This window comes from Nonomuraea sp. 10N515B, from assembly GCF_052245915.1.
In the GTDB taxonomy this organism is placed as follows: Bacteria; Actinomycetota; Actinomycetes; order Streptosporangiales; family Streptosporangiaceae; genus Nonomuraea.
Map to the genome: position 1 here is coordinate 38,781 of NZ_JBQQBQ010000023.1, position 23,034 is coordinate 61,814.

Consider the following 23,034-nt stretch of genomic DNA (forward strand, 5'->3'; position numbering starts at 1 on the left):
CCGCCGATCGACCTCTACCTGATCATGGACCTGAAGACCCACTTGAGGGGACATTACCTGACGAAGGGCTTGCGGCGGCCGAGCAACGCCGTACCGACCCGCACGTGTGTCGCGCCGTAGGCGATCGCCTCCACGAGGTCCTCGCTCATCCCCGCGGAGACCATCGTGGCGCGGTGGTGCTGCTCCTGCACCCGGGTGGCGATGTCACGCAGCCTGGCGAACGCCTTGGCGGGCTCCTCGCCCAGCGGCGCCACCGCCATGACGCCGCCCAGCCACACGCCCTCGGCGAGCGCCACCTCGTCGGCGAGCTCGAGCACGTCGGCGGGCCGTGCCCCGCCCCTGGCCGGGTCGTCGTCGAGCGCGACCTGCACCAGGCACCCGACGTTGCGGCCCTGGCGCACCGCCTCCCTGCTGATCGCCTCCACCAGCCTGAGGCGATCCACGGAGTGCACCACGTCGGCGTACCCGACCACGGAGCGGACCTTGTTGGTCTGGAGCTGGCCCACGAAGTGCCAGGTCAGCGAGAGGTCGGCGAGCTCGGCGGCCTTGGACGCGGCCTCCTGGTCGCGGTTTTCGCCGATGTCGCGCACGCCCAGCTCGGCCAGGATGCGCACGTCCTCGGCCGGCCGGGTCTTGGTGACGGCGATCAGCGTGACCTCTCCGCGGTCGCGGCCCACCGCCCGGCAGGCCGCCGCGATGCGCGCGTCGACCTCGGCGAGCCCGGCCGCGATCTCATCCCTTCTCACGTGAGTCTCCCTCCCGATTCGGCTCTCGCAGCACATGAGCGCGCCGCTCCCGTATCCCTGGGGGAGCGGCGTCGGGTCTCCGTGCTACTTGAGGAAGTCGGGAACGTCGAGTTCCTCTTCCTGTTCCTCGAAGATCACGCGCGGACGTTTGGCGGGCTCCGACATGCGGGAGGTGATGGGCGTGGGCGGGTTGGCGGGCTCGGGCGTGGGCCGCGGGATCGAGACCGGGCCGGACGGCCCGTCCGCCGGCGGCTCGTCGTCGTCCTGCTCGGCGACCGCCTGCACCGGCTCCATGGGGCGCACGGGCTCGGGACGCGGCTCGGGCCTGAACTCACTCCTGGGCTCGGGGCGAAAGTCCGCACGAGCCTCAGGACGGGGCTCGGGACGCGGCTCCGGCCTGAAGTCGGGCCGGGGCTCCGAACGCACCTCAGCGCGCGGCTCAGGGCGCAGCGGGGGCGGCTCGGACTTCACGCTGGGCGACGACACGCTCGGGCGTACGGGCGAGGACACGGGCGGCGCGGGAGGCGGCGACGCGGCGGGGCGGCCGGCCGGCCGCGGCAGCTGCTTTTCGGCCGGACCGGGCACGTCGTCGAAGCCGGCCGCGATCACCGTCACGCGCACCTCGTCGCCGAGCGCGTCGTCGATGACCGTGCCGAAAATGATGTTGGCGTCGGGCGCGGCGGCCATGGACACGAGCTGGGCCGCCTCGTTGATCTCGAACATGCCCAGGTCCGAGCCGCCCGCGATGGACAGCAGCACGCCGTGCGCGCCGTCGATGCTGGCCTCCAGCAGCGGGCTGGAGACCGCCATCTCGGCGGCCGCCACCGAGCGGTCGTCGCCGCGGGCGTGGCCGATGCCCATGAGCGCCGAGCCGGCGCCGGACATGACCGATTTGACGTCGGCGAAGTCCAGGTTGATCAGACCGGGGGTGGTGATGAGGTCGGTGATGCCCTGCACACCGGACAGCAGCACCTGGTCGGCCGCCTTGAAGGCGTCGAGCACGCTCACCTGCCGGTCGGAGATCGACAGCAGCCGGTCGTTGGGGATCACGATCAGCGTGTCGACCTCGTCGCGCAGCGTCTCGATGCCGGCCTCGGCCTGCATGGCCCTGCGGCGGCCCTCAAAGCTGAACGGCCTGGTCACGACGCCGATGGTGAGGGCGCCGAGCGACCTGGCGATGTTGGCCACCACGGGCGCTCCGCCGGTGCCGGTGCCGCCGCCCTCGCCCGCCGTGACGAAGACCATGTCGGCCCCCTTGAGGACCTCCTCGATCTCCTCGCGGTGGTCCTCGGCCGCCTTGCGCCCGACGTCGGGATTGGCGCCCGCGCCGAGCCCGCGCGTGAGCTCGCGGCCCACGTCGAGTTTCACATCGGCGTCACTCATCAGCAGCGCCTGGGCGTCGGTGTTGATGGCGATGAACTCGACGCCCTTGAGTCCCTCCTCGATCATCCGGTTGACGGCGTTGACTCCGCCGCCGCCGATGCCGACGACCTTGATGACCGCGAGGTAGTTCTGCGGTGCTGCCACGACGAGGGGCCTTTCCGCTCGTTGACTTGCCATTTCGGTGCGGATTGTCTCCGCTTTTGTCAGTTCGGGTAACTCTCAACCTCAGGTTGAGATTTAGATTTATGTCAACCTGATGATTGATACGGACAGTAGGAGCCCCCTACCTGGCGGGTCAACTAACCGCGCCGCAAGCACGTCCGGCGTGTCGCGGGCTGTCCGTTTCGCTCCGAAGTCGCGCCTGGTCGGAGCTCTCCTCTGCCCAACCTCCGACTTTAGGCTCTCACGCCGCGACCCCCACCTCGCACAGGCTCGGCCATGCCCTTGCCGCGGACTTGCCAGACCCTGACAACTCTTGATCACTTCAGGGTCACCACGTCCGGGGAGCTGACGTCGTACACCGTGGCCTTTTCTCGTTTGAGAAGCGAGGCCAGGATGCGACCCTTTTCCTCGGGACGGTCCGGGCCGCCCCACACGACGGAACGCCCGTCGGACAGCTCGAGAGTCACCCCTTCGGCCGTTCCCGCGCGCACCTGCCTGACCTTCGGGGCCACCTCGTCCGGGACGGCCTCGATGACCTCCAGCGCCGCCATCAAGGCCGGGTCGCCCGCGGCGGGGCGGTCCACCTTGAGCAGCGGCAGCAGCGGCGGGGCGGCGGAGGCCACCTCGATCACCACGGCCTGCTTGTCCACGACGGCGAACCTGCCGCCGGCGGGGATGACGGCGACGGGCTCCCGCTCGACCACCTCGATCTTGAGCGTGCCCGGCCAGACCCGGTCGACCTTCGCGCCGGCGAGCTGCCTGATGCCCAGCACGCGGCTCTGGACGCCGGCGAGGTCGACCGTGGCGAGCGGGTGGAGGTCCGCCACCCCGGCCTGCTGTTTGATCCGCTCGCTGGGCACTGTGAGATTTCCCACGATCTCGATCGAGCGCACGCCCAGCACGGGCGAGAAGAACACCAGCCATGCGGCCGTGCCCACCACCCCCGCAGTCAGCAGCACCAGGAACGCCGTCCGCGCCTTCATCGCCCTCCTGCCGTGTCGGCACCGAACCTACTCCCGAGTACGGCGTGACGCCGCGCGCCACGCCGGGATGCAGGCGGGGCCCACGGCGTCTTCCAGCCGCCGGTTCCGGCGCCCTGGAGTGACTTCCGGGCCCCCGCCGGCCCGGGCGGTGGGATGAGGTCTCAGGACAGCTGGGCGACGATCTGCGGGCCGAGCTCCGTGACGTCGCCCGCCCCCATCGTGAGCACGATGTCGCCGGGCCGGGCCCGCTCGGCCACCAGCGCCGGCACCGCGGCCCGGTCCGGGGCGTACGCCACCCGCTCGGCCGGCAGCGGCACCCGCGAGGCCACCATCGCGCCGGACACCCCGGGCTCGGGATCCTCCCTGGCGCCGTAGACATCGAGCACGATGGCCTCGTCGGCGAGCCCGAGCGCCGCGCCGAACTCCTCGGCGAAGAACCGGGTGCGCGAGTAGAGATGCGGCTGGAAGATCGCGATGACCCGCCCGGTGCCGGAGTAGGAGGCGACCACGTCGCGGGCGGCCCGAAGATCGGCGGCCAACTCGGTCGGATGATGGGCGTAGCTGTCGAACACGGCGACCCCGCCGGACTCGCCCTTGGCCTCGAACCGCCGCTTGGCCCCTGTGAAGGCCCCCAGCCCCTCTCTGATCTCCTCGAAGGGCAGCCCCAGCTCGTCGGCCACGGCGAGCGCCGCGGCGGCGTTGAGCGCGTTGTGCGCCCCGGGAACGGCCAGCCGCACGGTGCCCCGGCCCTCGATCTCGAACACGGTCCCGAACCCGTCGGGCCGGATGCCGCTCACGCGGTAGTCCTCGCCCTCGACGCCGTAGGTCTTGACCCGCAGCCCCCGCTCCCGCGCCATGCGGGCCACCTCCGCCGCGCCGGGGTCGTCGGCGCAGGCGATGAGCAGCGACCCGACCCGGTCGGCGAACCTGGCGAAGCTGTCGTGCACGGCCCGCGGGTCGCCGTAGTTGTCCAGGTGGTCGGCCTCGACGTTGGTCACCACCGCGATGTCGGGCGCCAGCATGAGGAACGACCCGTCGCTCTCGTCGGCCTCGGCCACGAACACCGTGCCCTGCCCGTCGTCGGCGCCGAGCCCGGTGGTGACGAGCTGGCCGCCCACGCAGTAGGACGGGTCGGCGCCGCACTTCTGCAGCGCCACGGTCAGCATCGAGGTCGTGGTGGTCTTGCCGTGGGTGCCGGCGATGGCCACGGCGGTGCGCCCGGCCATCACCGAGGCCAGCGCGGCCGCCCGTGGGATGATCCGCAGCCCTTGTTTGAGCGCCTCGCCCAGCTCCGGGTTGGAGTCGCGGATGGCGGTCGAGACGACCACGGTGTCGACGTCCCTGATGTGGGAGGCGGCGTGGCCGATGTGCACGGTGGCGCCCAGCTCGCGCAGCTCGGTGACCAGCTCGGAGCTGCGCGCGTCGCTGCCCGACACGCGCACGCCCCGCTTGAGCAGGATGCGGGCGATGCCGGACATGCCCGCGCCACCGATACCGATGAAGTGCACGCGTCCCAGATCTTCGACGCGGACGGGATCGACCAGCTTGACGAGACTCATCGGGCTATCTCCAACACTTTCCTGGCAAGCATGATATCGGCGTCCTTGCGCCCCAGCCGGGAGGCGGCCTCCGACATGGCGGCGACCCGCTCGGGGTCGTGGAGCATGGGCAGCACGTTCTGGATGATCCAATCGGGTGACAGGCCGGCATCGTCGACCATCAGGCCGCCGCCGCCCCGGGCGATGCGCTCGGCATTGATGCGCTGCTCGCCGTTGCCGTGCGGCAGCGGCACGTAGGCCGCCGGCAGCCCGACCGCGGTCAGCTCGGCGCACGTCAGCGCCCCGCTGCGGCACAGCGCCACGTCGGCGGCCGCGTAGGCGAGGTCCATGCGGTCGACGTAGGGCAGCAGCACGTATTGCGGGTCGCCGGGCGGCGGCTCGCGCTCCACGGTGTTCTTCGGGCCGAGCACGTGCAGCACCTGCACGCCCGCCCGGCGCAGGACCGGCGCCGCGGCCAGCGCAGCCTGGTTGAGCGACCTGGCCCCCTGCGAGCCGCCGAACACCAGCAGCGTGGGCCGGTCGTTCTCCAGGCCGAACCAGGAGCGGGCCTTGTCGCCCATCGACAGCCGGTCGAGGCCGACGATCTCGCGGCGCAGCGGGGTGCCGATGAACTCGGCCTTGGGCAGCGCGGCGTCGGGAAAGCCGGTGAACACGTGCTCGGTGAGCCGGGCGCCCAGCCGGTTGGCGAGGCCGGGCCGCGGGTTGGCCTCGTGGACGACGATCGGCAGGCCACGCCGCTTGGCCGCCAGGTAGGCTGGAGTTGCGACATAACCGCCGAAGCCGACCAGCACGTCGGCCTTGACGCGGTCGATTATGCCGGCCGTGGCGTTGATCGCGCCTGCGAGCCTGCCAGGGACAGTGAGCAGGCTCGGGGTGATCGCCCTTGGAAGCGGCACGGCCGGCACCAGCTCCAGCTCATAGCCCCTGGCCGGCACGAGCCGCGTCTCCAAGCCGCGCTCGGTGCCCACACAGGTGATGCCGATGCTGGGGTCTAGACGGCGCAGCGCGTCCGCAAGGGCGAGCGCGGGCTCGATGTGCCCGGCCGTCCCGCCACCGGCGAGGACCACCCTCATCTCGGTCACTCCCTAACGTGTCACTCGGCGTCTGGTCGTACCTCCCAGGCCAAGCCAGCTTAGGGCCCGGGCGGCGGGTCCGGGGCCACGGGCCGCCAAGGCCTCCTTCGCGCCCGGCTCGCGTTTGGCGAACGACACCAGCATGCCGAGCGCCGCGAGCGTGGGCAGCAGCGCGGATCCGCCGTAGGAGACCAGTGGGAGGGGGATGCCGGTGATCGGCAGCACGCCGAGCACCGCGCCCATGTTGACAGTGGCCTGCCCCACGATCCAGGCCACCATGGCGGCGGCCGCCAGCCTGACGAAGGGGTCGTTGACCCGCACCGCGACCCGCAACCCCGCATAGCCCAGCAGCCCGAACAGCGCCACGACCATCAGCGTGCCCATCAGCCCGAGCTCCTCACCGACGATGGCGAAGATGAAGTCGCTCTCGCCGTGCGGCAGCCAGCTCCACTTCTGCCGGCTGCTGCCCAGCCCGAGCCCGAACCAGCTGCCCGAGCCCATCGCGATCTGCCCCTGCACGGCCTGGTAGCCGGCGCCCTGCGCGTCGGCCCACGGGTCGAGGAAAGCGCCGATGCGCGCCATCCGGTACGGCTCCACCTTGATCATGATGATCGCGGCCAGCATCGCCAGAGCCATGAGGCCGCCGAACAGCTTGACCGGCGCCCCCACCACCCACAGCAGCGCCAGGAAGATCATGAACAGTACCAGCGTGGTGCCCAGGTCGCGGCCCAGCATGACGAGCACGGCCAGGAGCACGGTGCCCGGCATGAGCGGGATCAGCATCTGCCGCCACTCGATCCGGCCCTGCCGCGCCCGCCTGGCCAGCAGGTCGGCGCCCCACAGCACGAGCCCGAGCTTGGCCGGCTCGGACGGCTGGATGGTCAGCCCGCCGGGCAGGTAGATCCACCTCTGCGCGCCCAGCTCGGACGAGCCGATGAAGAGCACCATGACCAGCGCGATGATCGACAGCGCCATCAGCGGGTAGCCGGCCCAGCGGAAGAACTTGGCCGGCAGGCGCGCGCAGGCGTACATGAGGGGCACGCCGACCGCGGCCGACAGCGACTGCTTGATGAACCACGAGAACGGGCTGCCGGTCTTCTGCAGCGCCTCGATACTGGAGGCCGACAACACCATCATCAGCCCGAGCGCCAGCAGCAGCGCGCTGCACATGATGACGAGGTAGTAGGTGGTCAGCGGCTTTTCGAGCAGCTCCTTCAGCGCGGCCAGCTGCTCGCGGAGCGGGCTGCCGGACCTCTGCGCGGCGCCCGGCTTCTCCTCAGCGGTCGTGCTCACGTCGCCGCCTCAGCTCGTGTACGGCACGCGCGAAGGCCTCCCCTCGCGCGGGATAGCCGGCGAACATGTCCAGGGAGGCCGCCGACGGGGAGAGCAGCACGGTGTCGCCCGGCGAGGCCAGGCGGGCGGCTTCGATGACGACTCTGTCCATCGCACCAGTGTCCCGATCAGCGATGTCCACGACGGGGACATTCGGGGCGTGTCGCGCGATGGCTTCGGCGATCATGGCTCGATCGACGCCGAGCAGCACCGCGCCGCGCAGCCGGGGAGCGGCCTGGCGTACGAGATCGTCGACGTCGGCGCCCTTGAGCTGGCCGCCCGCCACCCACACGATCGACGGGTACGAGGCCAGCGCCGCCGCGGCGGCGTGCGGATTGGTGGCCTTGGAGTCGTCGACGTAGTCCACCTCGCCGATCCTGTCGACGTGGGACAGGCGGTGCGGGTCGGGCGTGAAGTCCCGCAGGCCGCGTGCCACCGCCTCGGACGGGACGCCGAGGGAGCGGGCCAGGGCGGCGGCGGCCAGGGCGTTGGCCACGTTGTGCGGCGCGAACGGCCGCACGTCCTCCAGCGTCGCCAGCTCCTCGGCCGCCTCCACCGGGTCGGCCACGAACGCCCGGTCCACCAGCAGGTCCTCTACGACGCCGACCTCACCGCGCTTGGGCACCCTGAGGGTGAACCCGACGGCCCCCGGGTAGGGCGCGGCCAGCCGGGTCGCCTCGGGATCGTCGGCGTTGAAGATCACAGTGCCGGCGCGCTCGTAGATGCGGCCCTTGGCGGCGGCGTACGCCTCCATGGAGCCGTGCCAGTCGAGGTGGTCGGGCGCGATGTTCAAGATGGCCGCGGCGTGCGGGGCAAGCGTGCTCGACCAGTGCAGCTGGAAGCTGGACAGCTCGACGGCCAGCACGTCGTACGGCTCGCCGACGGCGCGTACCACAGGAACGCCCACGTTGCCCACGGCCAGGGCCTTGTGGCCGGCGGCGAGCAGGATGGAGGTGAGCATGCGCACGGCGGTGGTCTTGCCGTTGGTGCCGGTCAGCGCCAGCCACGTGGCCGCCTGGGCCGGGCGCAGCCGCCAGGCCAGCTCCACCTCGCCCACGACCTCGACCCCGGCCTTCGTCGCCGCGGCGATGAGCGGGTGGTGCGGCGCCCAGCCCGTGGTGACGAGCCGGGTGACGCCCTCCGGCAGCGCCATCTCTCCGAACCGGGTCTCGACGCCGAGCCTGGCCAGCTCGGCCGCGGCGGCGAGCTGCGGCTCCCCCGCCTTGGCCTCCACGACCACGACGTGCTCGCCGCGCTCGGCCAGCACCCTCGCCACGGCGGTGCCGGAGACGCCGAGCCCGGCGACGCAGGTCACGCTCATGGCTTGGGCATCCATTCGACATAGAACAGGCCGAGCCCGAGCGCCGCGCACAACATCGCGATCAGCCAGAAGCGGACCACGATCGTGGTCTCCGCCCAGCCCTTCAGCTCGAAGTGGTGCTGCAGCGGCGCCATCCTGAACACCCGTTTGCGGGTCATCTTGAAGAACCCGACCTGGATGATCACCGACAGCGTGATGATCACGCACAGCCCGGCAAGGATGATCAGCAGCAGCTGGGTACGGGTGGCGATGGCCAGTCCGGCCAGCACGCCACCGAGCGCCAGCGAGCCGGTGTCGCCCATGAAGATCCGGGCGGGCGGGGCGTTCCACCACAGAAAACCGATCAGGGCCCCGAGCACGGCCGCCGCCACCACGGCCAGGTCGAGCGGATCGCGCACCCAGTAGCAGTTGGGCCCGAGCTGGTCGATGCAGTTGTTGCGCAGCTGCCAGTTGCCGATCAGCACGTACGCGCCCAGCACCACCCCGGACGCGCCGCTGGCCAGGCCGTCGAGACCGTCGGTGAGGTTCACCGCGTTGGAGAACCCGACGATCATGATGAGGACCCAGATGGTGAAGCCGACGATGCCGATCGACGGGCCGATGTCACGCAGGAACGACACGCGGGTCTCGGCGGGGGTGATGCCGTAGACGTTGGGGTTGCGTACGACGAGGACGGCGAAGACGGCGCCGACGACGAGCTGGCCGAGCGCCTTGGCGCCGCTGCGGAGGCCGAGGCTGCGCTGTTTGTAGATCTTGATGAAGTCGTCGAGGAACCCGACCGCGCCGAGCCCCGTCATGAGGAACAGCACGAGCATGCCCGACACGGTCGGCGCGCTGAGCGTGGCGAAATGGGAGGCCGCGTAGGCGAACAGGGCGGCCAGCACGAACACCGTCCCACCCATGGTGGGGGTGCCCCGCTTGCCGTGGTGGGCCTGAACGCCCTCCTCGCGGATCTGCTGGCCGTAGCCGCGCCGCGAGAACAGCCTGATCGCCAGCGGGGTGCCCAGCATCGAGATGATCAAACCCACCGCGCCGGCGATGACGATGTTGATCACTGGGCGGCACCTCCGAGCAGGAGCTCGGCCGTCCGCTCCAGGCCCATCGCCCGCGGACCCTTGATCAGCACGGCGTCGCCGGGGCGCAGCCACTGGTTCAGCTCGGCCGCCGCGGCCTCGGCGTCGGGCACGTGCACGATCCGCGTCGGATGCGCCGCTCCCCCGCCTCCGGGCGGCCCACCGACGGTCGGCGGCCCACCGGCGTACGGCCCGCCCGCGGCCGGCGCTCTACCGGCCTCAGGTCCCTGCCGGCCCTGGGGCACACCGGCGTCGGGCGCCTGCCACCCCTGCGGACCGGGCACCGGCACGCCCTGCGGCGGTATCACCGGCGCAGGCCCGGCCGGCCCCTGAGGGCCGGAAGCGTGCTGCGCGGCCGGGTCCTGGGGCCCGGGGGCGTGCTGCGCGGCTGAGGCCTGGGGCCCGGGGGTGTGCGGGGCGCCTGGTGCGGGCGCGTGGACTGCGGCGTGGGCGCCCTGCAGGACCGGTTCGGCGTCCGGGCCCGCCACGATGAGAGCCGTCAGGCCAGCGCCGCCGGCCATGCGGCCGAGCTCGGCGTTCAGCGCGGGCCCTTCGTCGCCCAGCTCCCGCAGCGCCGCGATGACGGCGAAGCGCCGCCGCCCCCGCCCCAGCACCTCGAACGCCTCGAAGGCGGCGCGCATGGAGTCCGGGTTGGCGTTGTAGGCGTCGTTGACCACGATCACCCCGTCGGCCCGGTCCGTGACCTCCATCCGCCACCGGCTGCGCGGCGTGGCCTCGGACAGCTCCGCGGCGATCGTGGCGACGGGCAGCCCGAGCTCGTATCCGGCCGCCGCGGCCGCCAGCGCGTTGTCGACCGCGTGCGCCCCGTACAGCTTCAGCGACACGTGCGCGGCCCCCGACGGGGTGCGCAGCGTGAAGGAGGCCCGCCCGCGGACGTCCACGACGATCTCTTCGGCCCGGATCGCCGCGTCCTCGCCCCGCCCGAAGTACGTGACCCGCGCGTCGGTGCGCGCGGCCATCTCCCGCACGTAGGGGTCATCGGCGTTGAGCACGGCCACGCCGGTGCGCGGCAGCGCCTCCACCAGCTCGCCCTTGGCCTTGGCGATGGCCTCCTTGCCGCCGAACACGCCGAGGTGCGCGGTGCCGACGTTGAGCACCACGCCGATCTTCGGCGGCGCGATGCGGGTCAGGTCCTTGATGTGGCCGAGGTTGCGCGCGGCCAGCTCCAGCACCATGAACCGGGTGCCGGCGTCGGCGCGCAGCACCGTCAGCGGGTGGCCGAGCTCGTTGTTGAAGCTGCCGACCGGCGCGATGGTGGGCCCGATCCGGGCGGTCAGCCGGGCCAGCAGGTCCTTGGTGCTGGTCTTGCCGGCCGACCCGGTCACACCGATCACGGTGGCGTCGGGCAGCGCGGCGACCTGGGCGGCGGCCAGCTCGGCCAGCGCGACGGCGGCGTCCGGCACGATCACCGCGGGCGCGTCGACCGGCCGGGTGGCCAGGACGGCGACGGCTCCGGCCCGGATCGCCTGCGCGGCGTAGTCGTGACCGTCGACCCGCGCGCCCCTGAAGGCGACGAACAGCGATCCCGGTTCTACGGCCCGCGAGTCGATCACGACGGGCCCGCGCACCACCGCGCGGGGATCGGCCATGCCCGACAGGGCGCCCGAGGTTATCTCGGCGATCCTGGCCAGAGGCAACGGGATCATTGGTGCTTCCTGCTTTCCTTGCGTGCGTCGATCGCCTCGGCGACCACCTCCCGGTCGTCGAAGGGGATCACCTCGCCTGACATGTACTGACCCTGCTCGTGACCCTTGCCTGCCACGACGATCACGTCGCCGCGCCCGGCGTCGGCGATCGCCAGGCCGATGGCGGCCGCGCGATCGGGCTCAATGATCACATGAGCGCGGTCGTGCTGCGGAACGCGGAGCGCTCCCTCCATCATCGTCGCGAGGATGGCGAGCGGATCCTCCGAACGGGGATTGTCGCTCGTGAAAATGGCCACATCTGCCAACTGCGCGGATATCTCGCCCATGATGGGCCTTTTGCCCTTATCGCGGTCGCCACCGCAACCGAGCACGATCACGAGCCGTCCCGCGGTGACGGTACGCAGGGACCGCAGCACCGATTCCACGGCGCCGGGTTTGTGGGAGTAGTCCACGATCGCCTGGAACTCGTCCTCGCCGGTCGTGACGCGCTGCATGCGCCCCGGCACGCCGATGAGCGTGCCGACGCCGTGCACGGCCGTCTGCAGCGGCACGCCCGCCTCGACCAGGGTGACGATGGCCCCGAGCGCGTTGGCGACGTTGAACGGCCCCGGCAACGCGATCTGCGCGTCGGCCTCGACGCCGCCCGGGCCGACCACGCGGAACGCGCTGCCGTCCGCGCCGAGCCTGACTTCCAGCGCCCGCCACGCGGCCTCCGGGTCGCCCTGCGCCGAGAACGTCGTCATCGGGACCTTCGCCAGGTCCAGCAGCTCACGACCGTAGCGGTCGTCGATGTTGGTGACGCCGACGCGGCTCAGCTCCGGCTGGAACAATCGCACCTTGGTGGCGAAGTAGTCCTCGAAGTCCTTGTGGAAGTCGAGGTGGTCCTGGGAGAGGTTGGTGAACAGGGCCACGTCGTAGTAGACGCCGTCGATCCTGCCGAGGGCGAGCGCGTGGCTGGAGACCTCCATGGCGGCCGCGCCGACGCCCTCCTCGCGCATGAGCGCGAACAGGCCGTGCAGCACCGACGCCTCCGGCGTGGTCAGCGTCGGCTGGAAGCGCAGGTCGCCCGCGCGGATCTCGACGCCGCCCACCAGGCCCGTCCGGTGCCCGGCGGCCCGCAGGCCCGCCTCCAGCATGAACGTGGTGGTGGACTTGCCGCTGGTGCCGGTCACACCGAGGATCTGGATGTCATGGGCCGGCTGCCCGTAGACCCAGCTGGAGATCTGCCCGAGCAGGGCCCGCGGGTCGGGCACGATCAGGACGGGAAGCCCGGTGGCGACGGCCGCCTCGCGCCCCTCCTTGTCGGTGAGGATGGCCACCGCGCCGCCGGCCATCGCCTCGGCGGCGAACGCGGCGCCGTGGGCGCGGCTGCCAGGCAGCGCGACGTAGAGATCCCCGCGTCTGGCGTCGCGGGAGTCGATGGTGACACCGGTCAGGGCGGCGTGTGGCGAGCGCGAGGTGCCCGAATCGGCATCGAGCATGGTCGCGAGCCCGGTCAGCGGGCGGGGCGGGCTGGTCGTGGGACGCATAGAGGACGGGGGACGCACGGCGGCAGCGTACCTTCCCTGGTCACTGTCCGGCGCCCGTACGCACCGGCGGCACGACGGAGCCTGTGGGAGGAATCTTCTTGCTCTTGATGGCGAACGTCATCACATCCTTGAACACGGGGGCCGCCAGCTGCCCGCCGAAGTGGCCGTTCTTCGGGTTCTGCAGCACCGACAGCACCACCAGCCTGGGCTTGTCCGCCGGGCTGAACCCGGCGAAGGAGGCAGTGTAGCCGTCGTAGCGACCGAGCTCGGCGTCGTAGCGGTTGGCCGTGCCCGTCTTGCCCGCCACCCGGTAGCCGGGAATGGCGGCCAGCTGGCCGGTGCCCTCCTCGCCCACCGCGCCCTCCAGCATCGTCGTGATCTCTTTGGCCGTCGTCTCGCTCACCACTCTGGTCTGCTTACCAGCGGAAGCGGGCACGAACCTCCCCTCGCCGTCCGTGGTCCCCGCGATGATCTGCGGCTCGACCTTGACGCCGCCGTTGGCGATGGTCTGGTAGACGCTGGCCATCTGCAACGCCGTCACCGACACACCCTGACCGTAGGCGACGGTGCAGCTCTGGCTGCCGGACCATTTCCTGTAGTCGGGCAGCAGGCCGGCCTCGGCGCCTGGCACGCCGCCGCCCGGCTCGGCGCCGAAGCCGAAGGCCTTCAGCATCTGGTACAGGCGCGCGCTGCCGACCTTCCGCGCGGCCATGATCGTGGCCACGTTGCTGGACTGGGCCATGGCCTGGCGGAACGTCATCGACTCCGCCTTGTGCGCATGGGCGTCACGCAGGACCTGGTCGGCGCACCTGATCCGGTCGGGCACGTGGAACACGGTGCCGGGGGACACCGCACGGGCCTCGAGCGCGGCGGCGGCGGTGATCACCTTGTTGGTGCTGCCGGGCTCGAACACGTCGGCGGCGGCCTTGTTGATCTGGCTGGACTGGGGGGCCTTGCGCCAGTTGTTCAGGTCGAGCTCAGGGGCGTTGGCCATGGCGATGATCTGGGCCGTCCGGACGTCCATGACGATCACGGTGCCGCTGTCCGCGCCGGCCTTCCGGACCTGCTCGCCGATCGACTTCTGGGCGGCCCACTGGATGTCGCGGTCGATGGTCAGCCGGATGTCCCCGCCGTCCTCGGGGGCGGTGCGCTGGCTGCTGGTCATCGGAATGCGCTGGCCGTCGCGGCCGGTCTCCACCCGCTGCTCGCCGTCGCGGCCGCCCAGGAGCGTGTTCTTGGTCCGCTCGAGCCCGGCCAGGCCGGTGCCCTCGTCCCCGACGAAGCCGATGAGGCTGCCCGCGAGATCGCCCGCCGGGTAAAGCCTGCGGTAGGTCTTCTTGGCCGACAGCGCCGGCACGCCCGCCTGCAGCAGGCGGGTGGCCACGACGGGGTCGACGTCGGTGGCCAGGCGCTGGTAACGGGTGTCCGTTCTGGCCAGTTTGGCAGCGATGTCCTGCTCGCTCTTGCCGAGCTGCCTGGCCAGGATCGTGGCGATCTTCCCGCGCACGTCGGCGCTGATCTTGGACGGGTCGATCGACAGCTCTCGGGCCTCGATGGTCACGGCCAGGTCGTGGCCGTTGACGTCGGTGATCGAGCCGCGCTTGGCGGGGATGGTCTCGGTGTGCTGGCGCTGATCCGCGGCGGCGGCCTCGTAGACCTTGGAGTCCAGGCCCTGCATCTGGATCAGCCGGCCCGCGAAGATCGACAGCACGAACGTCATGCCGATGAGGCCGATGTTGATGCGCCTGCGCGGGCTGCCCAGCCGCAGCACCAGCGGCGGCCTGGGCGCGCGCGGAGGTGTGGGGGGCCGCCGGGGTCCTCGGGGTGGCGGCACGTCTCCGCCGCGACGCGCCGCCACCCGCTCACGGCCCCGCACCTGCTCGGACCGGGAACCCCCGGTCTGCGTCCGGCGCAGCGGCCCGTCTCCATGCCTGTCACGGCCCCGTAGGTCGTCCTCACGCCTGTCACGACCGCGCAGGTCGTCCTCCCGCCGCTCCCGCTGCCGGAGGCCGTCGTCCTGCGGGGACCGGCTCCGCGGACCGTCGCCCTGCCGGGACCGGCGCGCCTGGGGACCGCGCGCCGCAGCGTCGGACGGGCCGCCGTCCCCGCGCACGCGCTCGTCCCGCCCTTGAACGCGGCCCCGTAGCCGGTCGTCCCGCCCTGGGGTGGGACGCCGTGGACGGTCGCCGCCGTCGCGGCCCTGAGCGACGCGGCCCTTCGCGGGGTCGGCGCCGTCGCGCGGACGCCTGCGGACGCCTGCGTCGTCGTCGGCGCCGTCGCGTCGAGCGCGGATGCCATCGTCCTGGGCGCGGAGGCGATCGTCGTCCCGCCGGACGCGCGCAGGCCTGTCGTTCCTGGAGCGGTCGTTCCTGGAACGGTCGGACCCGGAACGGTCGGACCCGGAACGGTCGGACCCGGAACGGTCCGCGCGGTCCTGCCGGCTCCGGTCGGAGCCACCCGGACGGGGACGGTCGGCGTCGGAGCGGCGGGCGCCGCCGGACTCTCGCGGAGTGTCGGCCGGGTCCTGCGGGGGACGCCCGCGAGCGGCGTCGTCGTGCCCGAACGGCAGGTCCAGGGGATCGGGCCGCTTACGTGGCCGGCGCGGCGGGTTCTCCGGCGGCGCCGGGCTGCCCGCCCCGTCAGAACGGTCCCCGTCAGAACGGGCGGGGCCCCCTTGGCGCCCCGCCCGTCCCGGGCCGCCCGGCGTACGACGAGCGGCGCCTGGCCCTCCTTGAGAGCCGGCGCCGCCAGCGCCGCGGCCGGGACCCTGCCCCCTGCCGCCTGAATCCCTCACCGCTCCGTGTCCACCCGGCCGACCCGGTCACCGGCGCTGGTCCAGCCGTTGACGTTGTCCCAGTCGGGCTGCTGCCCCTGCTGCTCGGCCAGCTTGGCGATCGCTTCGGGCTGCGTCTTGAGCTGGTATTCCTGCTCGAGCTTCTCGTTCTCCCGCCGGGCCACCGCGATCTCCTCGCGCAGCGTCGCGTCGGTGATGGTGTCCTTGGCCAGCATGGTGTTGAGCAACAGCAGGCTGACCAGGCCGCCGGACATGAGCCCGACGACGAGCAGCACGAACGGCGTGCGCTGGCGGCGCGCGGATGGGCGCCGCGGCACGGCACGGGCGCCCGCCCGCGTCTCGCGGCGGCCGGCGTCGGTGCGCGTCCGCTCGGCGTCCGGCGCCGTCCCGCCGGTCTCAGGGCGCGTGTCAGGACGGGGCCGCGGCTTGGACTGGTGCGGCGCCGCGTACCGGCGCGTGCCCGTCTTGGGCACCGCGCGACGGACGGCCGTACCCCGGCCGGTCTCCTGCTCAGTGGTCAACACGGATCCTCTCTGCCGCCCGTAGCCGGGCCGAGGCCGCCCGCGGGTTGCGGGCGAGCTCTTCTTCGCTTGGGAGCTCTGCTCCCCTCGTCAGCATGCGGAACCTGGGCTGATGAGCCTCCAGCGGGACGGGCAGCCCGGGGGGGCTGGTGTCCCTGGTTCGCGCCGTGAGGGCCTGCTTGGTGAGCCGGTCCTCCAGTGAGTGGTAGGAGAGCACGACGACTCGCCCACCCAGCGCGAGCGCGTCGAGCGCCGCGGGAAGGGCCGCCTCCAGGGCGGTCAGCTCCGCGTTCACCTCGATGCGCAGCGCCTGAAAAGTCCTCTTGGCGGGGTTTCCCCCGGTGCGCCGAGTAGCGGCGGGAATCGCCTCGCGAACGATGTCCGCTAGCCGCTTGGTCGAGGTTATTGCCTCTTTAGCCCGTTCCTTAATGATCAGGCTCGCGACACGCGGAGCAAAACGTTCCTCGCCGTAGTCGCGCAGAATGCGGGTCAGCTCCGCGGCGGAGTAGGTGTTGACCACCGTTTCCGCCGTCAGCTCCTGCGAGGTGTCCATCCGCATGTCGAGAGGCGCGTCGTAGGAATAGGCGAACCCGCGCTCGGCCTCGTCCAGCTGCGGCGAGGAGACCCCCAGGTCGAACAGCGCTCCGTCGATCGTGGTGCGCCCCGCGTGGGCGAGCACCTCGGCCAGGTCGCCGGAGGAGGCGTGGACCAGGGTGATCCGGTCTGCGTACGGGCTCAGCCTGCGGGTCGAGAACTCGATCGCGAATGGGTCGCGGTCGATCCCGATCAGGTGGAGCGCCGGGTAGGCGGCGAGCAGGGCCTCCGAGTGGCCGCCGAGGCCGAGGTTGGCGTCGACGACGACCGGTGCCGGCCCGGACAGCGCGGGACCGAGCAACTCCAGAACGCGCTCGAGCATCACCGGAACGTGACCGCCGGTGCCGACGTTGTCGTCCATCTCCAAACCCCCCTCTCGCGCCCTTGCTCGCGGATGACGCGCTTATCGGTCGATCGTGGTCATTCCTGGGTCCCCACCCGGCGCCGTCCGGCCAGGTCCCCATCCGCACCCTCTTCGTGGACGTCTGCCCTCTGACACCGGGGAAGGTGCATCAGTTGGCAGACAGTGGTTGCGGGTGGAGACCTCGCCGAACGACATCACCGACGGATCGACCGTGACTCCTACAAGATCCCTGGCAGCACCTCCTCCGACAGATCGGCGAACGCCTGCTCCTGGTCGCTGAGATAGGTGTCCCAGGCCCCCGCGTCCCAGATCTCCAGCCGGGTGTTGGCCCCGATGACAACGCAGTCACGGTCCAGACCGGCGTATTGACGCAGGCCCTGCGGGATCGTGATGCGTCCTTGTTTGTCTGGCTTCTCGTCGGACGCGCTGGCGAAGAAGACGCGGCTGTAGTCACGCACCGCCTTGGCGGTGACCGGGGCGGTGCTGAGAGCCTCGGTAATGCGCTGGAACTCCTCCACAGGAAAGACGTAGAGGCATCGCTCCTGGCCTTTGGTGATCACAAGACCCTCCGCCAGCTCCTCACGGTACTTAGCCGGCAGGAACAGCCGTCCCTTGTCGTCCAGACGCGGTTGATGGGTGCCGAGGAACACCGGCCCCACCTCCCGTGCCTTGCGAAGCGCTCAGCGCTGGTGCACCGGGCTCTCCACTGCGCACCACCATACTCCACTTCTCCCCACCGTCAACTGATTCGAACCGTCTTCATCACTCGTTTCCGTTGCGTTACCGCAGGTCAGCGCGATGGAGCCGGGTGGAGCGCGGTGGCCGCGCGGTCAACCCTCATGGGCGTGTCGAGGGTTCAAAAGATCGAAGAAATAGGGGCCGAGACCCTTCGCGATGGTCGGGGTGGGGGAAAGTGGGGCGGTTCGAGGGGTGCTCTGTCACGGGATTCGCACCGCCATGCGACAAGAACGGGAACATCTCCCAGGTTCCCTGGAATATCCACAAATGTCGCTCGAGAACCCACAGCGTCGTAGGGTCGTAACCACAATGAAAAGGAATGGCATGGCTCCCGCAAAGCACCCCGGGACAGCCGTCGCACTTCTCATGGAGGCCTGGTGGCAGTAACCCATGACGTCCCTCCCCAGCTCGACGAGCTGGTCACCACAGCCCACCGGATCCGGGAAGCGATCGAATCGGTGATCGAGGGCAAGAGTGACGCCGTCCGCCTCACGCTGACCGTCTTGCTCGCCGAGGGCCACCTCCTGATCGAGGACGTCCCAGGAGTGGGCAAGACCATGCTGGCCAAGGCGCTGGCTCGTTCCATCGACTGTCCCGTCCGCCGGGTTCAGTTCACCCCCGACCTGCTGCCGAGCGACATCACCGGCGTGAGCGCGTACAACCAGCAGACCCGGGAGTTCGAGTTCAAGCCGGGACCCGTCTTCGCCAACATCGTCGTCGGCGACGAGATCAACCGCGCCTCCCCCAAGACCCAGTCCGCGCTGCTGGAGTGCATGGAGGAGCACCAGGTCACAGTGGACGGGGTGACGTACGAGCTCGACGCGCCGTTCATGGTGATCGCCACCCAGAACCCGATCGAGATGGAGGGCACCTATCCCCTCCCCGAGGCGCAGCGTGACCGCTTCACCGCCAGGGTCGCCATGGGCTACCCCGAGCCGACGGCCGAGCTGGAGATGCTCGACGTGCACGGCGGCACCTCGCCGCTGGACAAGCTGCAGCCGGTGGCCAAGACGTCGGAGGTGCGCGCGCTGATCGAGGCCGTCCGCGGCGTCTACGTCTCGCAGGCGGTCAAGAAATACGCCATCGACCTGGTCGTGGCCACCCGCCACTCCCCCGACCTGCGGCTGGGCGCCTCACCCCGGTCCACGCTGCAGCTGGTCAGGGCGGCCAGGGCGCACGCGGCACTGGCGGGACGCGACTACGTCATCCCGGACGATCTGCAGGACCTGGCCGTTCCGGTGCTGGCGCACCGGCTGCTGCCCAGCGTCGAGGCCCAGGGCCAGCGCCGCCTGCCCGAGCAGGTGGTGACCGATCTGATCAGGCGCGTGCCGGTGCCGGAGACCCGGGCGTCGTGAGGGCGGGACTGCGGGCGCTGACCAGCAGGGGCAGGTCGTTCCTCGCCTCCGGGATCGCGGCGCTGCTCATGGCGCTCTTCCTGGGTGAGAACGACCTGTTCAGGATCGGGGTGTTGGTGACGGCGCTGCCGCTGCTGGCCGCGCTGGTGGTGGCGCGGACCCGCTACCGGCTCAGCTGCGCCAGGCGCCTCGACCCGCCCAGGGCCGAGGTGGGTGGCGAGGCCACCGTGACCCTGCGGCTGGAGAACGTCACCAGGCTGCCGACCGGCCTGCTGCTCATCGAGGACACCGTCCCGTACGCGCTGGGCGTCCGCCCCAGGTTCGTGCTCGACCGGGTCGAGCCGCGCGGCGTGCGGGAGATCGACTACCGGGTGCGCTCCGACCTGCGGGGCCGTTACACGATCGGGCCGCTGTCCATCCGCATCGCCGACCCGTTCGGGCTGGTGGAGCTGACCCGCGCGTTCACGATCAGCGACACGCTCGTGGTGACGCCGCACGTGGCGGCGCTGCCGCACGTACGGCTGTCGGGCGAGTGGACGGGCGGCGGCGACAGCCGTACCAGGAGCGTGGCGGCCGCGGGCGACGACGACGTGGCGCCGCGCGAGTACCGGCAGGGCGACGACCTGCGGCGGGTGCACTGGCGCTCGACGGCCCGCCACGGCGAGCTGATGGTGCGCCGCGAGGAGCAGCAGTGGCAGAGCCGCGGCGCGCTCCTGCTCGACACCCGCAGGCACGCGCATCGCGGCGAGGGGCCGCGCTCGTCGTTCGAGGTGGCGGTCTCGGCCGCGGCCTCCATCGGCGTGCATCTCGCCCGCGAGGGCCTCGGCCTGCGGCTGGTGACCGACCAGGGCGCCGAGCACCTGACGGACACCGGCCTGAGCCATTCGCTGCTCGACACCCTCGCCGTGGTACGGCACAGCCCGGCCCGCTCCCTGGAGATGGGCGTGTCCGCCCTGCGCCAGGGCGGCGGCGACGGGCTGATCGTGGCCGTGCTCGGCGCGCTGGACGCGGAGGAGGCAAGGGAACTGGCCAGGTTGCGGCACAGCGGCATCACCGGGGTGGCGGTCCTGCTCGACGTGGGCACGTGGGACGGCGGCGACGCGGAGACGGCGGACGATCATCAGGCCGCGCAGACCGTGCTGGCCGGGTACGGCTGGCGCATCGTCCGGCTGCCCGCGGGCACCTCGATCGCATCGGTCTGGCAGGACGCCGCCAACCGCGGCAGGTACGCGGTCAACCCCGCGGGAGGTGCGGCATGAGGCTGACGATCGCCTCGGGCGTGGCCGCGTTCGCCGCGGCCATGCTGCTCTATCCGCTCTTCGAGGGCGGGACGTGGTTCTGGGCCTCGCTGGGCGCCGTGCTCGCCGTGGTGGCGGCGGGACTGGTGAGCAGCCGGCTGTCGCTGCCGGCGTGGGCGGCGACGCTCCTGGGCGTGGCCGCGACGTGGATCTACCTGACCGCGTCGTTCGCCGCCGAGGAGGCCTGGGCGGTGTTCGTGCCGACCAGGGGGTCGGTGGTGGAACTGGGTCGGCTGCTCGGCGTCGGGTGGGCCGACATCCAGCGGTTCGCCGCGCCCGTGCCCCCGACGGAAGGCATCACGCTGCTGACCGCCGGCGGGGTGGCGCTCATCGCGATCATCGTGGACCTGTTCGCCGCGCGGCTGCGGCGGGCGGCACTGGCCGGGCTGCCGCTGCTGGCGCTGGCGACGGTCCCGGCGACGATCCTGCCCGATCCGATCAGCTGGCCGGCGTTCATCATCGCCGCGCTCGGCTTCGTCGGCCTGCTGATCGCCGACGGGCGTGAGCGGGTGGGCCATTGGGGCCGGGCGGTGCTGGTGCGCCGCACGCGCCTGGCGGCGCGGCCGGCCACGGGTCCGTCCGCGAGAGGCCCGCAGGCCTCCGCCGACACCAGTGGCTTGCGGGTGTCGGGCAAGCGCATCGGATTCGCCGCGATCGCGCTGGCCGTGCTGGTGCCGGCCCTGCTGCCGACGATGGAGCCGGTGTCGTTCTTCCAGTTCGGCGTGGGCGGCAGCGGCACGGGCGGCCGGGGCAACTCGATCAGTATCCCCAACCCGATCGCCAACCTGAAGGGGCAGCTGGACCTGCCGGAGCGGCGGACGGTCCTCACCTACGCCAACAACGACGACAAGCCGCGCTACCTGCGGATCTACGCGCTGGACACGTTCGACGGCCAGCAGTTCGGCATGACACAGCCGAAGGGGTCTCCCGACAACAGGACGGAGAACGGCCCGCTGCCGCCGCCGCCCGGGCTCACCGGAAATCCGAAGATCAACAGCGTGCTGACGAACATTCAGATCAGCGACGAGATCGCGGCGTTGAAGTTCCTGCCACTGCCGTACCCGCCCAGGCAGGTCCAGGTGGACGGCGACTGGCGCGCCGACGTCAGCTCGCTGATGGTCTTCTCCACCCGCGACGAGGCCGCCGGACTGGAGTACGACGTGGCCACCAGCGAGCCGGAGCCGACCGCCGACCTGCTGGAGTCGCTGAACGGCAGCCGGGACGCGGTGGACCAGCGCTACCTGAGGCTGCCCGACGACCTGCCTCCCGATATCAGAGAGCTGGCCGACAGGGAGACCGCGAATGCCACGTCGGATTACGACGCGGCGGTGAAGCTCCAGCAGTTCTTCACCAAGACCGGCGGTTTCACCTACACGCTGCGCACGCAGGGGCACAGCACCTCGGCGCTGCGGGACTTCCTGCTCCAGACCCGGGCGGGTTACTGCGAGCAGTTCGCGGTGTCGATGGCGGTGCTGTCCAGGCTGGTCGGCATCCCGTCCCGGGTGGCGATCGGCTACACGGGCGGCACGAAGATCGGCAATCGGTGGGAGGTCAGCACGACCGACTCCCACTCCTGGCCCGAGCTGTACTTCGAGGGCGTGGGCTGGTTGCCGTTCGAGCCGACTCCGGCCGGGGCGCTCGGCCAGGGCAGCGCGCGGGTGCCCGCGTACACGCAGCCCGCGCCCCGCCCCACGGACTCCTCCGCGGCGCCGACGCCGGGGGCCACCGGTTCCTCGGCCGCCGACGAGCCGGTCGACCCGCAGGCGCGGGACAACATCCGCGCGCTCGACCGGGAGAGCCAGCTCATCCCCGGCGCCCTGCCGACGGAAGAGTCGATGCCGCTGATCGCCCAGATCGGCATCGCAGCCCTGGCGCTGCTCCTCATCCTGCTGATCCCCGCGGGCATGCGGCTGATCACCAGGAACCGGCGCGTGCGCACACTGGGCTGGAAGGTGTCGCAACCGTCGGACGAGCTGACGGCCAGGATCGTGTCGGGTGAGGGGGCCGCGGGCCGGCATCCGTCCGTGGCCGCGGCCTGGGCCGAGCTGGACGACATCCTGTACGACTACGGCATGGGCCGCCAGGCCAGCGAGACCCCGCGGGCGCTCGCGCGGCGGCTGACCCAGCAGTACGAGTTCGACGCCGCCTCTGCGGCGGCCGTGTCCGCCATCGCCTCGGCGGTCGAGCGGGTGTTGTTCGCCAGGGACCCCGGCCGGATCGGGCCCATGAAGAAGGACCTGCGTACGGTGCGGCAGGCTCTGGCGGCCACGGTGTCACGCGGGCGGCGGGTGCGGGCGGTGCTGATGCCTCCGTCGACGTTGCGGCGGCTGCGGGGCTTCGGCGAGCGCCTGCTGGACGGGTTCGACCTGCTGGAGACCATCAGGCTGCGGCGTACGGCGGCCCAGAAGGGCTCCTGAGGGACGCAAAAGACGGAGCGTGCGCCCTCCCCATGAGGGGACGGACCGCACGCTCCGTCGTTTTGGGACCGTCGCTTGCGGGGAGATCGTCTCAGGGATGGGAACGCGACGCCTGGGCCTTTCCA

Annotated in this window: 17 protein-coding genes; 3 read left to right on the forward strand and 14 right to left on the reverse strand. The window is 71.6% G+C overall.

All coding sequences use genetic code 11. The features are described from left to right. Window positions 1-53 precede the first annotated feature (53 nt). From ACTWQA_RS30455 to mraZ, 14 genes are all read right to left on the reverse strand, one after another. Complete coding sequence (locus ACTWQA_RS30455; protein WP_442941968.1) at window positions 54-782, reverse strand: YggS family pyridoxal phosphate-dependent enzyme; 729 nt, start codon at window positions 780-782, stop codon at window positions 54-56. A 48-nt stretch (window positions 783-830) separates the two neighbouring features. After that, window positions 831-2,273, reverse strand: a complete 1,443-nt coding sequence (gene ftsZ / locus ACTWQA_RS30460; protein WP_443162486.1) for a cell division protein FtsZ — start codon at window positions 2,271-2,273, stop codon at window positions 831-833. Between the two features lie 335 nt (window positions 2,274-2,608). Further along, a complete protein-coding gene (locus ACTWQA_RS30465) occupies window positions 2,609-3,274 on the reverse strand; it encodes a cell division protein FtsQ/DivIB (protein WP_443162487.1) in 666 nt (221 codons plus the stop codon). A 161-nt stretch (window positions 3,275-3,435) separates the two neighbouring features. Beyond that, window positions 3,436-4,833 (reverse strand): UDP-N-acetylmuramate--L-alanine ligase, encoded by a 1,398-nt coding sequence (gene murC / locus ACTWQA_RS30470; RefSeq protein WP_443162488.1) that lies wholly within the window; start codon window positions 4,831-4,833, stop codon window positions 3,436-3,438. Continuing rightward, complete coding sequence (gene murG / locus ACTWQA_RS30475) at window positions 4,830-5,906, reverse strand: undecaprenyldiphospho-muramoylpentapeptide beta-N-acetylglucosaminyltransferase (protein WP_327583161.1); 1,077 nt, start codon at window positions 5,904-5,906, stop codon at window positions 4,830-4,832. The genes murC and murG overlap by 4 nt, the downstream gene beginning before the upstream one ends. Window positions 5,907-5,918: 12 nt before the next feature. Beyond that, window positions 5,919-7,199 carry a putative lipid II flippase FtsW gene (ftsW, locus tag ACTWQA_RS30480; RefSeq protein ID WP_443162489.1) on the reverse strand — a complete coding sequence of 427 codons (1,281 nt, stop codon included), beginning with the start codon at window positions 7,197-7,199 and terminating at the stop codon, window positions 5,919-5,921. Next, complete coding sequence (murD, locus tag ACTWQA_RS30485) at window positions 7,183-8,559, reverse strand: UDP-N-acetylmuramoyl-L-alanine--D-glutamate ligase (RefSeq protein WP_443162490.1); 1,377 nt, start codon at window positions 8,557-8,559, stop codon at window positions 7,183-7,185. The genes ftsW and murD overlap by 17 nt, the downstream gene beginning before the upstream one ends. Beyond that, window positions 8,556-9,614, reverse strand: a complete 1,059-nt coding sequence (gene mraY, locus ACTWQA_RS30490) for a phospho-N-acetylmuramoyl-pentapeptide-transferase (protein ID WP_443162491.1) — start codon at window positions 9,612-9,614, stop codon at window positions 8,556-8,558. The genes murD and mraY overlap by 4 nt, the downstream gene beginning before the upstream one ends. Continuing rightward, a complete protein-coding gene (locus ACTWQA_RS30495) occupies window positions 9,611-11,299 on the reverse strand; it encodes a UDP-N-acetylmuramoyl-tripeptide--D-alanyl-D-alanine ligase (protein ID WP_443162492.1) in 1,689 nt (562 codons plus the stop codon). Before ACTWQA_RS30495 ends, mraY begins: the two co-directional genes overlap by 4 nt. After that, window positions 11,296-12,828, reverse strand: coding sequence for a UDP-N-acetylmuramoyl-L-alanyl-D-glutamate--2,6-diaminopimelate ligase (locus ACTWQA_RS30500; protein ID WP_443162493.1), 1,533 nt, complete (start codon window positions 12,826-12,828; stop codon window positions 11,296-11,298). The genes ACTWQA_RS30495 and ACTWQA_RS30500 overlap by 4 nt, the downstream gene beginning before the upstream one ends. Window positions 12,829-12,868: 40 nt before the next feature. Beyond that, the gene (locus ACTWQA_RS30505) at window positions 12,869-15,622 is read right to left on the reverse strand and encodes a penicillin-binding transpeptidase domain-containing protein (protein WP_443162494.1); all 2,754 of its coding nucleotides are present in this window, start codon (window positions 15,620-15,622) and stop codon (window positions 12,869-12,871) included. After that, a complete protein-coding gene (locus ACTWQA_RS30510) occupies window positions 15,619-16,143 on the reverse strand; it encodes a hypothetical protein (RefSeq protein WP_305920020.1) in 525 nt (174 codons plus the stop codon). Before ACTWQA_RS30510 ends, ACTWQA_RS30505 begins: the two co-directional genes overlap by 4 nt. Next, the gene (gene rsmH, locus ACTWQA_RS30515) at window positions 16,133-17,098 is read right to left on the reverse strand and encodes a 16S rRNA (cytosine(1402)-N(4))-methyltransferase RsmH (protein ID WP_443162495.1); all 966 of its coding nucleotides are present in this window, start codon (window positions 17,096-17,098) and stop codon (window positions 16,133-16,135) included. The genes ACTWQA_RS30510 and rsmH overlap by 11 nt, the downstream gene beginning before the upstream one ends. Before the next feature lie 221 nt (window positions 17,099-17,319). After that, complete coding sequence (gene mraZ, locus ACTWQA_RS30520) at window positions 17,320-17,751, reverse strand: division/cell wall cluster transcriptional repressor MraZ (protein ID WP_443162496.1); 432 nt, start codon at window positions 17,749-17,751, stop codon at window positions 17,320-17,322. A 465-nt stretch (window positions 17,752-18,216) separates the two neighbouring features. Between mraZ and ACTWQA_RS30525 the strand changes: the two genes are divergently transcribed. From ACTWQA_RS30525 to ACTWQA_RS30535, 3 genes are read left to right on the forward strand one after another with little or no spacing between them, the layout of a single operon-like run. After that, entirely contained in the window at window positions 18,217-19,194 is a 978-nt protein-coding gene (locus ACTWQA_RS30525; protein ID WP_443162497.1) for an AAA family ATPase, read from the forward strand. Next, window positions 19,191-20,453, forward strand: coding sequence for a DUF58 domain-containing protein (locus ACTWQA_RS30530; RefSeq protein WP_443162498.1), 1,263 nt, complete (start codon window positions 19,191-19,193; stop codon window positions 20,451-20,453). Before ACTWQA_RS30525 ends, ACTWQA_RS30530 begins: the two co-directional genes overlap by 4 nt. Beyond that, entirely contained in the window at window positions 20,450-22,909 is a 2,460-nt protein-coding gene (locus ACTWQA_RS30535; RefSeq protein WP_443162499.1) for a transglutaminase family protein, read from the forward strand. Before ACTWQA_RS30530 ends, ACTWQA_RS30535 begins: the two co-directional genes overlap by 4 nt. Window positions 22,910-23,034: the final 125 nt, after the last annotated feature.

Excerpts from the sequence above, each read along its gene's own strand:
- ACTWQA_RS30455 (WP_442941968.1), bottom strand. The coding sequence starts at position 782 with ATGTGCTGCGAGAGCCGAATCGGGAGGGAGACTCACGTGAGAAGGGAT.
- ACTWQA_RS30465 (WP_443162487.1), bottom strand. The coding sequence starts at position 3,274 with ATGAAGGCGCGGACGGCGTTCCTGGTGCTGCTGACTGCGGGGGTGGTG.
- murC (WP_443162488.1), bottom strand. The coding sequence starts at position 4,833 with ATGAGTCTCGTCAAGCTGGTCGATCCCGTCCGCGTCGAAGATCTGGGA.
- murG (WP_327583161.1), bottom strand. The coding sequence starts at position 5,906 with ATGAGGGTGGTCCTCGCCGGTGGCGGGACGGCCGGGCACATCGAGCCC.
- murD (WP_443162490.1), bottom strand. The coding sequence starts at position 8,559 with ATGAGCGTGACCTGCGTCGCCGGGCTCGGCGTCTCCGGCACCGCCGTG.
- ACTWQA_RS30495 (WP_443162492.1), bottom strand. The coding sequence starts at position 11,299 with ATGATCCCGTTGCCTCTGGCCAGGATCGCCGAGATAACCTCGGGCGCC.
- ACTWQA_RS30500 (WP_443162493.1), bottom strand. The coding sequence starts at position 12,828 with ATGCGTCCCACGACCAGCCCGCCCCGCCCGCTGACCGGGCTCGCGACC.
- rsmH (WP_443162495.1), bottom strand. The coding sequence starts at position 17,098 with ATGGACGACAACGTCGGCACCGGCGGTCACGTTCCGGTGATGCTCGAG.
- ACTWQA_RS30535 (WP_443162499.1), top strand. The coding sequence starts at position 20,450 with ATGAGGCTGACGATCGCCTCGGGCGTGGCCGCGTTCGCCGCGGCCATG.